Here is a 13,368-nt window from a genome sequence, read left to right on the forward strand (position 1 = left end):
AATCACCGGCCATCGACGGCACCTCCGGGCGCCGCGGCGCCAAACACCTTGATGAAAACCAGCGCTATGGCTCCCACGCAAAGGAAAATCAGCACGCTGATCGCCGAACCCAAACCCACGTTGAAACCCTTGAACAGGTTGTCGTAGCCCAGGATCGACACCGATCCGGTGTCGTTTTCGCCCGCGGTCAGCACGTAGATGTTGTCGAAGATCCGGAATGCGTCCATGGTCCGAAACAGCAGCGCAACCACTATGGCGGGCTTGATGATCGGCAGGGTGATCCTGGTCAGCCGCCGCCAGGCGCCGGCGCCGTCGACCTGCGCTGCGCTGAGCAAGTCCTGCGGAACCAGCGCCAGCCCGGCCAGCAGCAGCAGAGACATGAACGGCGTGGTTTTCCAGACCTCGGCGAGCACGACGATGCCCAGCGACGGGATCTGGTGGGTCAGCGGCGCTTGGGTGATAGGTGAGCCCTGCGGCAGCAGGTTAGCCAGATACCCGGTGCCCGGCGTCCAGGCGTAATACCAGCTGTACGAGGCGACCGCGGTGACGATGCCGTACGGGATGAGCACCGCGGTGCGCACCACGCCCCTGCCGACCAGCGTGCGATGCATCACCAGGGCCAGTGCCAGGCCCAGCACGAACTCGAACGTCACCGAAACCACCGTGATCGCCAGCGTCACTGCCAGCGCCGTCCACCAGTACCGGTCGGTCAGGATCGTCTGGTAGTTGCCCAGGCCGACGAACGCGGTGTCGTTGGGGGTCGCCAGGTTGTTGCGCTGCAGGCTCAGCCACATCGCGTAGCCGATCGGGTAGCCCGTCACCGCAAGCATCAATGTCGCCGCGGGCGCGACCAGGACGAACGCCAGCCGCCGGTCGCCCGTGCGGGGCAGCCGCCGGTCGCCCGTGCGGGTCACGGCAGCAACCCCTTCCCGTCCACGGCTTTCTGCACCTGCCTGGCCAACTCGTCGGCCATGGACTCCGGGTCGATCTGCGTGATGGGGCTCAGCGCCGCCGAAAGCCGCAACGACACAGCCTGATACGCCGGCGTCGCCGGTCGCACCGCGGCATCGGTGAGTTGCTGACGAATGATCGCGTACATCGGGTACTTCGCCTGGAACTGCGGGTCGGAGTACAACGACGCCCGCACCGGCGGTAGACCCCCTTGGATCGAGACGTACTTCTGGCTGGCCAGGCCGCGCAGGCAGCGGACGGCGTCGAACGCCTCGGCGCGATGGCGGGTCGTGCTGGCGACGGCCAGGTTCAACCCGCCGATCGTCACCCTGGCCGGCTGGCCGGCGGCGACCCCCGGATAGGGCGCGAAACCGAACACCTTCTGACTGGCCTCATACGCGATGCGGAACTGTTCGTCGCTGGGCACGAACGACCCGACGTCGTTGATGCTGCCGGCCAGCTCCGGATCGCGGTTGAGCGGCAAGAACGGCACGCCGCCCTTGACCGCGTTCTCCAGCATGGACGCCAACACGTACGGCCAATTGACCTCCAGCGCGGCCCTGCCCTGTTCGAGTCCGAGGCGCGCGCTGTCCGCCTCGGACCGGGCGATCGACGGGTTGGCGCCGGGCGCGGTGGCCACCGACTTCAAGACCCGCAGCGCGCTGACCGTGGCCGCCCGGTGCTCAGCCGTGTCGGTCAGGGTCACGCGGCGCCCGTCGTCGGAGAGCACCCGACCGCCCGCGCTGACCAGCAGGGTGTTGAACCACACCACCAGGCCTTCGCCCTGGTTCGCCTGCACGCCGAGCCAGCTGGGCTCACCCGCGGCGTACAGCCGGGCGGCCTCGGCCACCATGCCATTCCATTCCGTCGGGGGCCGATCCACCAAATCGACTCGGTACCAAAGCAATTGGGTGTTGGTGGTGACCGGCGCGGCATAGAGCCGGTGCTTCCAGATGGCCGTCTGCAGCGGGCCCGCCAGCGTGTCGTCGGCCGCGTCGGACTCGGCCTGTCCCGCCGGGTCGTCGGCGAGCGGCAGCACCCACCCCGCCTCGGCGAACTCGGCGGTCCACACCACGTCGAGGCCCATCAGATCTAGAGTGTGGTCATTGGCGGTCAGCCGCCGGGCCAGCTGCAAACGCTGCTGATCCGTCCCCCTGGGCAGGCTGATTTGCTCGACGGCGTAGCGGCCACCGGCTTGTTGGCTGCAGCGCTGGGCGATAGCGGTAAACGTCGCGCTGTCGGAGGCCGGCGTGTAGAAGCTGAGCACCAGCCCCGAACTTTCCGACCCGCAGCCCGACACCGAAGTGACGCTCAACGCAGCCAGGACGGCCGCGACCAGCCGCCGGACGCTCACCTCAGATCGCGAGGCGCGCCAACAGATCCCGCGCCTTCTCGGCATTCTGCGGTTCGCAGAGCACGTCGTAGCGGCCGGCCACCAATTGCATCGTGGAGCTGAAATCCCTGGTGCCGCGAGCCATCGCGTACGGAACCGCCGAAGTGATCAGCCCGAAGAAAACCCCGGCGACCACACCTGTGGGCAACACGGCCCATGATTTGCTGAAGACACTGAGGACCAGCCCGATGAACAGGCCCAGCCACGCGCCACTGAGCACGCCGCCGCCCAGCACCTTGGGCCACGTCAGCCGGCCGGTGACCCGCTCCACCTGCATCAGGTCGACGCCGACGATGGTGACCTGCTGCACCGGAAAATCCTGGTCGGACAGGAAGTCGACGGCCCGCTGGGCCTCGGCATACGCGGGATAGGACCCGACCGGCCAACCCTTGGGTGGCGTCGGCAGTCCTGGCGCGCCAGGCCGGCCGGTGCCGGTGGGCGCTGCGCCGGGAACCTGTCCCGGCTGGAAGGGGCTAGTCATCGGTGCTCATTCTTTCATGTCCGCCGCTTCACCACAGTATCGAGGCAAACCCGTAGGTTAGGTTGAACGGCATGACAGGTCCCGGCGCCGGCTTCGGCGAGAGCAGTAGCGACGACGCCGGCAACCCGCGCCCACCCGAACCGGCCTGGGAGAGCCCGTGGGATTCGCCGGCAGCCGAGTACCCACCGCTCAGCTACCCTCCGACCAGCTATCCCCAACCCGGGCCGGGGTTCGGCGCATCGCCCTACCCGCAGTACGGTGCCCCACCGGGCGGCTACGGCCCGCCTCCGAATCACGGGTATCCGGGCGCCTCCTACCCGACGCCCGGTAACCCCGGCTACGGCTACGGAGGCTACGGAGGCTATGGAGGCTACGGCGGCTATGGCGGCTATGGCGGCTATGGGCCACCGCAGCCCGGGACCAACGGGTTGGCCATCGGCTCCCTGGTCTCCTCGCTGTTGGGTGTGTGCTGCACCATCGGGTCGGTCATCGGCCTGGTGCTGGGCATCGTCGCGCTTAACCAGATCAAGCGGAGCGGCCAGGAGGGCCGGGGCCTGGCCATCGCCGGCATCGTGATCGGCTCTCTCTCCACAGCACTGTGGTTGATCTGGTTCGTCGTCTCCGTATTGGCAGCGACCCCGAATTCGACCTAACAGTCATCCGCTCGGCCTGTGGTGACGCTGCTGTCACCCTCGCCGCCGCGGGTGATCGTAGCGTCACGCTCGGCCCATCAAACCCCCACGCCGCCACGCCCAACGCGCACATCAACCGCGCCGCTGCCTAGGCTCTAGAACCATGGGATCGGTCAACAGGGTGTACGTGGCGCGCCTCGCGCGGATGTTGGTGCTGGGCCCGCTCGGGGAGTCTGTCGGCCGGGTGCGCGACGTCGTGATCAGCATCAGCATCGTGCGCCAACAGCCCCGCGTCTTGGGGCTGGTCGTCGATCTGGCGACTCGCCGCAGCATTTTCATCCCGATACTGCGGGTGGCGTCGATCGAGCCCAACGCGGTCACGCTGAACACCGGGAGCGTGTCCCTGCGGCACTTCGAGAAGCGGCCGGGCGAAGTGCTCGCGATAGGCCAGGTGCTCGATACACCGGTGAAGGTCAGCGATCCGGAACTGCCGGAGCTGGCCGGCGCCGAGGTAGTGGTCACGGACCTGGCCATCGAGCCGACGCGAACGCGCGACTGGATGGTGACCAGGATCGCCGTCCGCGGCCACCGGCGGCTGGGCCGACGCGGGCCGGTGCACATCGTGGACTGGCAGAACGTGCAGGGCTTAACGCCGTCGGCGTTGTCGATGCCGGGTCAGGGGGTGGCGCAGCTGCTCGACCAGTTCGAGGGACGACGGGCGGTCGACGTTGCGGACGCGATTCGCGGACTGCCGCCCAAGCGGCGCTACGAGGTTCTCAAGGCACTCAGCGACGAGCGGCTGGCCGACGTTCTGCAGGAGCTGCCGGAGCTCGATCAGGCCGAAGTGTTGTCGCAACTGGGCACCGAGCGCGCCGCCGACGTGCTTGAAGAGATGGATCCCGACGACGCCGCCGATCTGCTGGGTGTGCTGAATCCGACCGATGCCGAGATGCTGCTGACCCGGATGGATCCCGACGACTCCGACCCGGTCCGACGGCTGTTGACGCACTCCCCCGACACCGCGGGCGGCTTGATGACCTCCGACCCGGTGGTGCTGACCCCCGACACGACCGTCGCGGAGGCGCTGGCGCGGGTCCGCGATCCCGACCTCACGACTGCGCTGTCGTCGATGGTGTTCGTGGCGCGCCCGCCGACCGCCACCCCCACCGGCCGCTACGTGGGCTGTGTGCACCTGCAGCGGCTGCTGCGCGAACCGCCCGCCGGGCTGGTCAGCGGGATCGTCGACACCGATCTGCTGACGTTGAGCCCGGAGACCCCGCTGGGCGCCGTAACCCGCTACTTCGCCGCCTACAACCTGGTGTGCGGCCCGGTGCTCGACGATCAGAACCACCTGTTGGGCGCGGTCACGGTGGACGACCTGCTGGATCACCTGCTTCCGCACGACTGGCGCGTGGATGCCCAGCAGGCCCTGGAAGTCCAGGAAGTCCCAGCCGTCATGCCCGGAGGAGCGCTGTGAGCAAATCGACGACGCCGCGGCGGCTGTACACCCCGCGGACATCGCGCCGGTTCTCGCCGCAGTTCGACCCCGAGACGGTGGGCAATTTCACCGAATCGATCGCACGCTTCTTCGGCACCGGCCGCTATCTGCTCTTGCAGACGCTGGCGGTGGTGATCTGGATCGTGGTGAACATCTGGGCGGTGACGCTGCGCTGGGACCCATACCCGTTCATCCTGCTCAACCTGGCGTTTTCCACGCAGGCCGCCTACGCGGCGCCGCTGATTCTGCTGGCCCAGAACCGTCAGGAAAACCGGGACCGGGTGGCGCTTGACGAGGATCGCCGACGGGCCGCCCAGACCAAGGCCGACACCGAGTATCTGGCCCGTGAACTGGCCGCGCTGCGGCTGGCGGTCGGCGAGGTGGTGACGCGCGAATACCTGCGTCACGAGCTCGAGGACCTGCGCGAACTCCTCAGCGGCCTGCCGAAGACGGCCCCGTCCGGCGCGGGCAAAGCCCCGGCACGCAACGACGACGGGGCCGAGCGCCGCGCCAAGAAATCCGGCTGAAGAACCAACTCCGCCATTGCGCCACTCCCGTCACAAGAGTTATGTATGGTGATCTAGTTCACGCAGCTAAGAAACACAGAAGTAACGTAATTTCCCGACGGCTCACATATTGAGGACGGCCGAGGTGCGCATAGGGGGACGCTGGGGTGCCCACCCGGCCGGCGCGAAAGCGCAACGGCGGGCGCTTCACGTAGCGCGATCGCCGATGCTCGGCGTCGCTGCGATCGCGCCTTTGGTGTTCGCCGGCGCGGTCGGCGGTGCGCCTCCCGCATTTCACGGCAGGTCGCTGCCGCTGCACCACGCCGCCGTTACCCCGGTGGCCGCGGTTTCCCCGACCAACCCCGACCTGTCCGGTCCGGTGGTCGTCGCGGTCGCCCAGCCGCCCACCAGCTTCCACGTAGCCGCCGCCACAATCTCCGCCCCGCCCCCGCCCATGATCGTGAATACGCCTGGCGCGCTGGGCATTCCGACGGTTGCGCTGGCCGCCTACCGCAATGCCGAAATGAAGATGGCTGCCGCCGTTCCGGGCTGCGGCGTCAGCTGGAACCTGCTGGCCGGCATCGGGCGCATCGAGTCAGGGCACGCCAACGGCGGAGCGGTTGACGCGCGCGGAACAGCGGTCGTCCCGATTTACGGTCCCGCGCTGGACGGCACCCTGCCCGGTAACGAGGTGATCCTGCAGAGCAGCGTCGGCAACCGGCCCACCTACGCCCGCGCGATGGGGCCCATGCAGTTCCTGCCGGGCACCTGGGCCCGCTACGCCTCCGACGGTAAAGGCGACGGCGTGGCCGACCCGCAGAACATCTACGACTCCACCCTGGCCGCGGCCCGCTACCTGTGCAGCGGCGGGCTCAACCTCCGCGATCCAGGCCAGGTCATGGCGGCGATCTTGCGCTACAACAACTCGATGCCCTATGCGCAGAACGTGCTGGGCTGGGCCGCCGCCTACGCCACCGGCGTGGTCCCGGTCGATCTCCCGCCGATCACCGGGCCGCCGCCGCCGATCGGCGACGCGTTCCTGGAGCACCCGGAGGGCCTTGGGCCCAACCTGCCGATGAACGTCAACGGCCTGCCTGGGGACGACCCGATGGCGCACGTTCCGATGATCGACCTGAACGCGATCCCGCCGGCCAGTCCGCTGCAGCCGTTCCCCTGGATGACCCCGACGGCACCCACCCCGTCGCAGCCGACGCGGATGCCGGGTTGCACGCTGATCTGCATTACCTCGCAAACCGCGCCCGACGCGGCTCCCCCCGCGGCCGGCCAGCTTCCGGTCGGCGGCATCGTGATCGCCCCGCAGGCTCCGTCACCGGATCCGTTCGCCCCACCGCTCCCGTTCGCGCCGGCCGCACCGGCCGCTCCGTTCGCGCCGGCCGCACCGGCCGCTCCGTCGCCGGCCGCACCGGCCGCGCCCAAAGTCACGCCGGCCGCGCCGGCATCGGCCGCTCCCGCCGCCGCCCCAGCCGGCTGACATCCCCCAGCCGCCTACACTCGGCGGTGATGTCCGATACCGCAGATCTGAACGCAGCCATCCGCGCGGCGCTGACCAAGGTGATCGATCCCGAGCTACGACGCCCCATCACCGAACTCGGAATGGTCAAGAGCGTCGACGCCAGGCCCGATGGCGCCGTCCACGTCGAGATATACCTGACCACCGCCAGCTGCCCGAAAAAGTCCGAAATCAGCGAGCGCGTCACCCAGGCCGTCGCCGACGTTCCCGGCACCGGGTCGGTCAAGGTCAGCCTCGACGTGATGAGTGACGAGCAGCGGACGGAGTTGCGCAAGCAGCTGCGCGGGGATTCGCGTGAACCCGTCATCCCGTTCGCCCAGCCCAACTCCCTGACCCGGGTCTATGCCGTCGCCTCCGGTAAGGGTGGCGTCGGAAAGTCCAGTGTCACAGTCAATTTGGCCGCGGCGATGACGGCACGCGGTCTGTCTGTCGGGGTGCTCGACGCCGACATCCACGGCCACTCGATCCCGCGCATGATGGGCACCACCGACCGGCCCACGCAGGTGGAGTCCATGATCCTGCCGCCCATCGCCTACGACGTGAAGGTCATCTCGATCGCCCAGTTCACCCAGGACAACACGCCGGTGGTGTGGCGCGGGCCGATGTTGCACCGGGCGTTGCAGCAGTTCCTGGCCGACGTGTATTGGGGCGATCTGGACGTGTTGCTGCTCGACCTGCCGCCAGGAACCGGCGATGTCGCCATCTCGGTGGCTCAGCTGATCCCGAACGCGGAGATCTTGGTAGTGACCACTCCACAGCTGGCTGCCGCTGAGGTCGCCGAAAGAGCCGGCAGCATCGCAATCCAAACCCGTCAGCGCGTCGTCGGCGTGGTGGAGAACATGTCCGGGCTGGTACTGCCGGACGGTTCGCGACTGCAGGTCTTCGGCGAGGGCGGCGGCCAGCAGGTCGCCGAGCGGCTGTCCCGCGCGGTCGGCGCGGAAGTACCACTGCTGGGGCGAATTTCGCTGGACCCGGCGCTGGTGGCCGCCGGCGATGCGGGCGTGCCAATCGTGCTGAGTGCCCCCGATTCCGAGGTGGGCAAGGAACTGCTGAGCATTGCCGACGGTTTGGCGTCACGGCGGCGCGGGCTGGCCGGGGTGTCGCTGGGGCTGGACCCGACCCGGCGCTGAGCCAGCCTCTGGCGAGCGTGCGCGTCTGCACAGCGACACGCCGCAAAATACGTACAGTTGCGCACGCTCGCGGCTGACGGTGCGTCGCGGGTTGGGACGCGGAATTTCGCGCGACGCGGAATTGCGCGACGCGGAATTGCGGGACGCGGAATTGCGCGCGACGGCAGCAGGCACGCGATTTGATCGGCCGCGGCGTGGGCGCGCCGAGCGTGAACTGGGGGCGAAAATCCGGCCAGATTTTCGCCCCCAGTTCACGCTCGCCGAAGGGCTTCGTCATCACCCACGACGCCCGAGGAGGGCTGGGCCCAGCTCTCGACAGAGTCGGCCCTACGTCGCGTCGGTGTCGAAGGGCACCGGGCCTTCGGCGGGCCGCTCAACCTGAGCGGCCCGCGGCGCAGGCGTAGGCGTCGCGGTCGCCCCGTTGGCCGGCTTGTCGAAGTTCCCGGTGAGGAACGAGTCGTCGCCGTCGAGCAGATGTTTGGTGAGCGCCGCCCGCGGTGTTATCCCGCGTAGCTTCTGTAGCTCGCTCAATTGCCCGCGCAGGTCGTCGAATTCGGGTCCCATGTCCTCGCGCAGCTGGCTGGTCACGCCGCTGAGGTAGTCGCGCGCTTGCCGCAGCGCGTTCGACGACCACCGAATGGCACCGGGAAGCCGCTCCGGGCCAAGGATCACCAGGCCGACTACCACGAGGACCAGGATGTGTTCCCAGCTCAGGTTGGTAAACATCTAGCTGGTATCTGCGTCCGGTCTCACCGTCAGCGTGACGTGCCGACCGTCGCGGACCACTTCTATCGGGGCGTCCTGACCGACGGTCAGCTGCCGCACGGCCACGACGAACTCGTCGGAGTCGGCCACCTTGCGGCTGCCGACCTTGACGATCACGTCGTTTTCCAGGATTCCACCCTTCTGCGCGGGACTTCCCGCCTTCACGTTGGCCACCTGGGCACCGGCCGCGATCGCGTTGCTCACGGACCGGGTGCTGATGCCCAGGGTCGGGTGCGTGATCTTTCCGTCCCTGATCAAAATCTGCGCGACCAGCTTCATCTCGTTGACCGGTATCGCGAAGCCCAACCCACTTGCACTGTCCGACAACGACTTTCCGGCCGTGTTGATGCCGATCACCTGGGAATCCATGTCGATCAGCGGGCCGCCGGAGTTGCCGTGGTTGATCGAGGCGTCGGTCTGGATGGCGTCGATGACGGTGTCGGTGTCGGAACCCTCTCCGGACAGCGGGACCGGCCGGTGCAGCGCGCTGACGATGCCGTGCGTCACGGTGCTGCGCAGGCCCAGCGGCGCGCCGGCCGCCAAGACCTCGTCGCCCACCCGGATCTTGTCCGAATCTCCCAGCTTGGCCACGGTCAGGTTGTCGACGTTGTCGACCTTGAGCACGGCCAGGTCGGTCTTTGGGTCGCGACCCACCAGGCTGGCGGGCACTTCCTTGCCGTCGTTGAACACCACCGTCGTCTTGAACTGGCTGGGGTTGTTGGCCGCCTCGGAGATCACGTGGTTGTTGGTGACGATGTAGCCGCGCGGGTCGATGATGACGCCGGAACCCTGCATACCCTCCTGGTCACTCTTGGTCTCGATAGTGACCACGGAGTCGGCCGTCGCCGCCGCCACCTTCGCGAACCGGCCCGCGGGCCCCTCGGTGTTGTTGTTGGTCGACAACGTCACCTTTGAGGTGGTGAACGCTTCGACGACTTCGGCGGTCTTGCGGCCGATCACGCCGCCGAGCGCGCCGATCGCCAGCGCGATCAGCAGCAGTACGACCAGGGCGAAGTAGGACACCTTGCCGCCGAAGAGCACGTCACGCACGCCGAGCTTGCCGCTGCGGCCCAGCGCGGTGTGCGGCACCGGGGCCGCTACGGCCGGGGTGCCCAGGGCGGCCGCGGCCGCGGGGTCGCGCCAGGGATCGTCCGGCTCGTCGGGCTGGACCCCCTCTTTCTCCGCAGCCAGCGCGCTGGCATCGATCGGGTGGCGCTGCAGCGACTCGGTGCCGCCGACAGGACGGCCGAAGGCCTCCTCCAGTACCGGGTCGGCCGGTTGCTCGTGCGGCCGGAACTCGGACTCGTCCCGGAACCTTCGCGGGCGCACGCGCTCGGCCAAGAACGATCCCCGGACCCCGGCGGGACGCCCGAACGCCTGACGCGATGCGGCGTCGACCGGTGGCCGGGAGATGGGGCGCGGCGCCAGCCGGGGACCTCTGGAGCCCGGATCCTGGCCGCTGTTATTGCCTTGGTCGGAGGTCACGGGTCCCCTTCTGCTTCCAGTTCTGCTGGCCCGGCACCGGGCGACGTGCGACCGACGGGTTTGTCCAGGTTGTCCGCGTCCACCCTAGTATCCATGGTCGCTGGCGGGTCGGCATGAGGCCGACGCGCCGACGCGGTCCTGGGCCCCAACTAACGGCGCTTAGGCTGGTCACGCCCGTCGCGGTCGGCGTAAGGCTCCTTGTCCTCCGGTGGATAGTGCGGAATCTCGGAAAGCATTCCCAACAGCGTGCTGGGGATCCGGATCGGGTGGGAGTCGCGCAGCGCGGCACGGGCGCGGCTGTGGTCCTCGACTTCCGCCGCGCATTGCGGGCACAGCGAAAGGTGGTGGGCGGCGCGCAAATGGGCGTTCATCCGCAACTCGCCGTCGACGAACGCCGCGATGGCCTCGATGGACAGGTGCTCGGTGGAACCAAACCGGCGCGGCGCGCCGACCGGCTCGTCGCTCTGAGAGGCAAACTGTGCGGGCAGCCAGGAGAACGCGCGACGAAACACCTCGCCTCGGTCGCCCATCACCCGATCCTCTCATTGCACGCTTATGTTTCGAATGTAGCGCGATGCGGCGCCCGATAGGCCGTCTGCGGGCGCAAACCAATGAATTAGACGCAGACGTGTCGGCGGCGGTTGCCGCCGGATGACCGCGCTAGGAACTCTGGCCGGTGAGGCCGTTGCCGAGGGTGCCGTTGTTGCCCAGGCCCCCGCCGCCGCCACCATTGGCCGGGCCGCCGGAACCGCCCCGGTTATGAGCGACATTGCCGCTGGCGCCCGCGCCGCCCGCCCCGCCGGAGAACCCGTCGCCGCCGGAAACGCCGTCGCCGTCGGCGGAAACGGTGCCGGCGATCGCGCCACCCCCGCCGCCGCCGCCCACACCGACGGCGCTGGCACTGCCGCCGAAGCCGCCCCCATGCGTGGCGGTCGGACTCTGGGCGCCCCCGCCGTCGCCGCCGTCGCCGCTGATGGTGGTGGTGTCGCCGCCACCACCGCCGCCGCCACCGCCGCCGCCGATAGCCGCCGACGCCGAGGCGAAGCCGCCGGCGCCGCCGCCTCCGCCCGCGCCGCCACTCCCGCCGGCATTACCGGCACCGCCCGCGCCGCCGCCGCCACCGCCGCCGAAGCCTCCGTCGCCGGTGGCAGCTCCGAGGCCCGTGGTGGTGCCGTTCCCGCCGTTCCCGCCGATACCGCCGGCACCGCCCCGACCGCCGGTGCCACCGGTGCCGACCCCGGTGCCGCTGTTGCCGCCGGTGCCCCCGGCTCCGCCGCCGCCCCCGCCGCCGCCGGCTACGGCGTTGAGCGAAGACGCTGACGTGGAATTTCCACCGCCCCACCCGCCGAAGCCGCCGGCGCCGCCCTGGCCGCCGTCGCCGTTGGTGCCGCCGTGCGGCGTGCCGCCACCAGCCCCGCCCTGGCCGCCCGTGCCGCCGTCGCCGCCGAAACCGCCGACGCTCTGGTTCGTGCCGGCGCCGAAGGCGCCGACGTCACCTCGGCCGCCCGCGCCGCCCTGGCCGCCGGTGCCCCCCGTTCCCCCGAGACCGGCATTGCCGCTGCCGATTCCCGCCGCGCCGGCGTCCCCGCCGGCGCCGCCCTGCCCGCCGAAGCCGCCGTTCAGGCCGCTGAAAAAGCTGGTGGTGTAGCTGTAGCCGTCGCCGCCTTTGCCGCCTGCCTCGCCGTTTCCACCGGTCCCGTTGGTTCCACCGGCACCCGCATTTCCACCCTGGCCGCCGGCGCCCCCCGCGCCGCCGGTGTGGCCGGGAGCGCCTTGAGTCGAACCGGCGGTGCCATCGCTGCCCATCCCGCCGGTCCCACCGGTACCTCCGATCCCAAACGGGGCGTTGGCACCCGGCGACCCGAATAATCCGCCGGAACCACCCGGGCCACCCGGGCCCGCGTCACCGCCCGTACCCCCGGTGCCTCCGACGCTGCCGTCGCCGCCGATGATCGAGGTGGCACCGTCGCCGCCCTTGCCGCCCATCCCGCCGGCGCCGCCGATCCCGCCGGCCCCGCCGTGACCCAAAATCCCCGTACTTGCCCCGCCCGCCCCGCCAGGGCCGCCCACCCCGCCGCCACTACCGGTATGCCCGGGTCCACCCAGGAAGGCGTTGCCCGACGCGCCGACACTGCCGGTACCGCCCACACCGCCGGCTCCGCCCTGACCGCCGCCCCACCCCAGCGGTGCCAGGCCCGGCCCGCCGGCACCGCCGGCCCCGCCGTTACCGCCGACCGTGCCGACGCTGACACCCGAACCGCCGCTGCCGCCAGCACCGCCACCGCCGCCGAAGCCGGCCAGCAGCCCACCGGCACCGCCCGGCCCGCCGGTGCCACCGGTCCCCCCGGCTACCATCGCGTTCCCGCCGGCACCTCCCGTCCCGCCGGTGCCGAACAGGCCTGCCGGCCCACCGGCGCCGCCGGCCTGTCCGGGCGCCCCCGACCCACCGTCGCCGCCATCACCCCACAGAAACCCGCCCGGCCCGCCGGCCTGCCCGGTTCCCGGCGCGCCGTTGGCTCCGTCACCGATCAGGGCGCGGTTGAACAATGTCTCGGTGGGCGCGTTGATCACCGCCAAGACGTCGTCCTGGAGGGTCTGCAGGGGATTGGCATTCGCGGCCTCGGTCACCCCATATGCGCCTGCTGCCCCCGCTAACGCCTGCACGAAATCGTCGTGAAACGCCATTGCCTGCGCACTCAACGCCTGAAATTCCCACGCATAACCCCCGAACAGGTCCGAAACGGCAACCGACACCTCATCTTCGGCGGCGGCCGCCACCTGGGTCGTCCGCCCGGACGCCGCCGCGTTGGCCTGCCGCAGCGTCGACCCGATTCCGGTCAGCTCCTGCGACGCGGCCGCCAATAGCTCCGGTGCTGCAACGACAAACGACATTTCGCACCTCCACGGACGGCAGCTCGGCACTACGCGTCGGGCGCGCCCGGGGGCCATCGGAGCTACAGTTAATCCGCATCATGTCCGGAGGTGCGGTTGCCGTG

General features: G+C 69.8%; 12 protein-coding genes. 5 read left to right on the top strand and 7 right to left on the bottom strand.

The genetic code is table 11. The features are described 5' to 3' along the window. Positions 1–2: 2 nt before the first annotated feature. Genes JO236_RS14165 through JO236_RS14175 form a run of 3 tightly spaced genes read right to left on the bottom strand, consistent with a single transcriptional unit; the run spans position 3 to position 2,825 of the window. Positions 3–914: a carbohydrate ABC transporter permease gene (locus JO236_RS14165; protein ID WP_293331146.1), complete on the bottom strand. Its 912-nt coding sequence runs from the start codon at positions 912–914 to the stop codon at positions 3–5. Then, positions 911–2,350 carry an extracellular solute-binding protein gene (locus JO236_RS14170; RefSeq protein ID WP_293331149.1) on the bottom strand — a complete coding sequence of 480 codons (1,440 nt, stop codon included), beginning with the start codon at positions 2,348–2,350 and terminating at the stop codon, positions 911–913. Before JO236_RS14170 ends, JO236_RS14165 begins: the two co-directional genes overlap by 4 nt. Further along, positions 2,307–2,825 (bottom strand): general stress protein, encoded by a 519-nt coding sequence (locus JO236_RS14175; protein WP_293331152.1) that lies wholly within the window; start codon positions 2,823–2,825, stop codon positions 2,307–2,309. The genes JO236_RS14170 and JO236_RS14175 overlap by 44 nt, the downstream gene beginning before the upstream one ends. A gap of 71 nt (positions 2,826–2,896) precedes the next feature. Between JO236_RS14175 and JO236_RS14180 the strand changes: the two genes are divergently transcribed. From JO236_RS14180 to JO236_RS14200, 5 genes are all read left to right on the top strand, one after another. Beyond that, positions 2,897–3,478: a DUF4190 domain-containing protein gene (locus tag JO236_RS14180; RefSeq protein WP_293331155.1), complete on the top strand. Its 582-nt coding sequence runs from the start codon at positions 2,897–2,899 to the stop codon at positions 3,476–3,478. A gap of 142 nt (positions 3,479–3,620) precedes the next feature. Then, positions 3,621–4,934, top strand: coding sequence for a magnesium transporter MgtE N-terminal domain-containing protein (locus JO236_RS14185; RefSeq protein WP_293331158.1), 1,314 nt, complete (start codon positions 3,621–3,623; stop codon positions 4,932–4,934). Next, a complete protein-coding gene (locus JO236_RS14190; protein WP_293331162.1) occupies positions 4,931–5,482 on the top strand; it encodes a DUF1003 domain-containing protein in 552 nt (183 codons plus the stop codon). The genes JO236_RS14185 and JO236_RS14190 overlap by 4 nt, the downstream gene beginning before the upstream one ends. Positions 5,483–5,606: 124 nt before the next feature. After that, the gene (locus JO236_RS14195) at positions 5,607–6,953 is read left to right on the top strand and encodes a lytic murein transglycosylase (protein ID WP_293331165.1); all 1,347 of its coding nucleotides are present in this window, start codon (positions 5,607–5,609) and stop codon (positions 6,951–6,953) included. Positions 6,954–6,982: 29 nt separating this feature from the next. After that, positions 6,983–8,122, top strand: a complete 1,140-nt coding sequence (locus JO236_RS14200; protein ID WP_293331168.1) for an Mrp/NBP35 family ATP-binding protein — start codon at positions 6,983–6,985, stop codon at positions 8,120–8,122. A 327-nt stretch (positions 8,123–8,449) separates the two neighbouring features. On the opposite strand, the gene tatB is transcribed toward JO236_RS14200, so the two are convergent. The 4 genes from tatB to JO236_RS14220 all read right to left on the bottom strand — a co-directional run bounded on the left by tatB (position 8,450) and on the right by JO236_RS14220 (position 13,264). Beyond that, positions 8,450–8,848, bottom strand: coding sequence for a Sec-independent protein translocase protein TatB (gene tatB, locus JO236_RS14205; RefSeq protein ID WP_293331171.1), 399 nt, complete (start codon positions 8,846–8,848; stop codon positions 8,450–8,452). Further along, a complete protein-coding gene (locus JO236_RS14210) occupies positions 8,849–10,372 on the bottom strand; it encodes a S1C family serine protease (protein ID WP_293331174.1) in 1,524 nt (507 codons plus the stop codon). Positions 10,373–10,521: 149 nt separating this feature from the next. Next, entirely contained in the window at positions 10,522–10,902 is a 381-nt protein-coding gene (gene rseA, locus JO236_RS14215) for an anti-sigma E factor RseA (protein ID WP_293331177.1), read from the bottom strand. Positions 10,903–11,032: 130 nt separating this feature from the next. After that, complete coding sequence (locus JO236_RS14220) at positions 11,033–13,264, bottom strand: PE family protein (protein ID WP_293331180.1); 2,232 nt, start codon at positions 13,262–13,264, stop codon at positions 11,033–11,035. Positions 13,265–13,368 lie beyond the last annotated feature (104 nt).

Source organism: Mycobacterium sp. (genome assembly GCF_019247635.1).
Classification (GTDB): Bacteria; Actinomycetota; Actinomycetes; order Mycobacteriales; family Mycobacteriaceae; genus Mycobacterium.

Coding starts and splice junctions, on each gene's coding strand:
- JO236_RS14170 (WP_293331149.1), bottom strand. CDS start 2,350: ATGCCGAGAAGGCGCGGGATCTGTTGGCGCGCCTCGCGATCTGAGGTG.
- JO236_RS14175 (WP_293331152.1), bottom strand. CDS start 2,825: ATGACTAGCCCCTTCCAGCCGGGACAGGTTCCCGGCGCAGCGCCCACC.
- JO236_RS14180 (WP_293331155.1), top strand. CDS start 2,897: ATGACAGGTCCCGGCGCCGGCTTCGGCGAGAGCAGTAGCGACGACGCC.
- JO236_RS14185 (WP_293331158.1), top strand. CDS start 3,621: ATGGGATCGGTCAACAGGGTGTACGTGGCGCGCCTCGCGCGGATGTTG.
- JO236_RS14200 (WP_293331168.1), top strand. CDS start 6,983: ATGTCCGATACCGCAGATCTGAACGCAGCCATCCGCGCGGCGCTGACC.
- tatB (WP_293331171.1), bottom strand. CDS start 8,848: ATGTTTACCAACCTGAGCTGGGAACACATCCTGGTCCTCGTGGTAGTC.
- rseA (WP_293331177.1), bottom strand. CDS start 10,902: ATGGGCGACCGAGGCGAGGTGTTTCGTCGCGCGTTCTCCTGGCTGCCC.
- JO236_RS14220 (WP_293331180.1), bottom strand. CDS start 13,264: ATGTCGTTTGTCGTTGCAGCACCGGAGCTATTGGCGGCCGCGTCGCAG.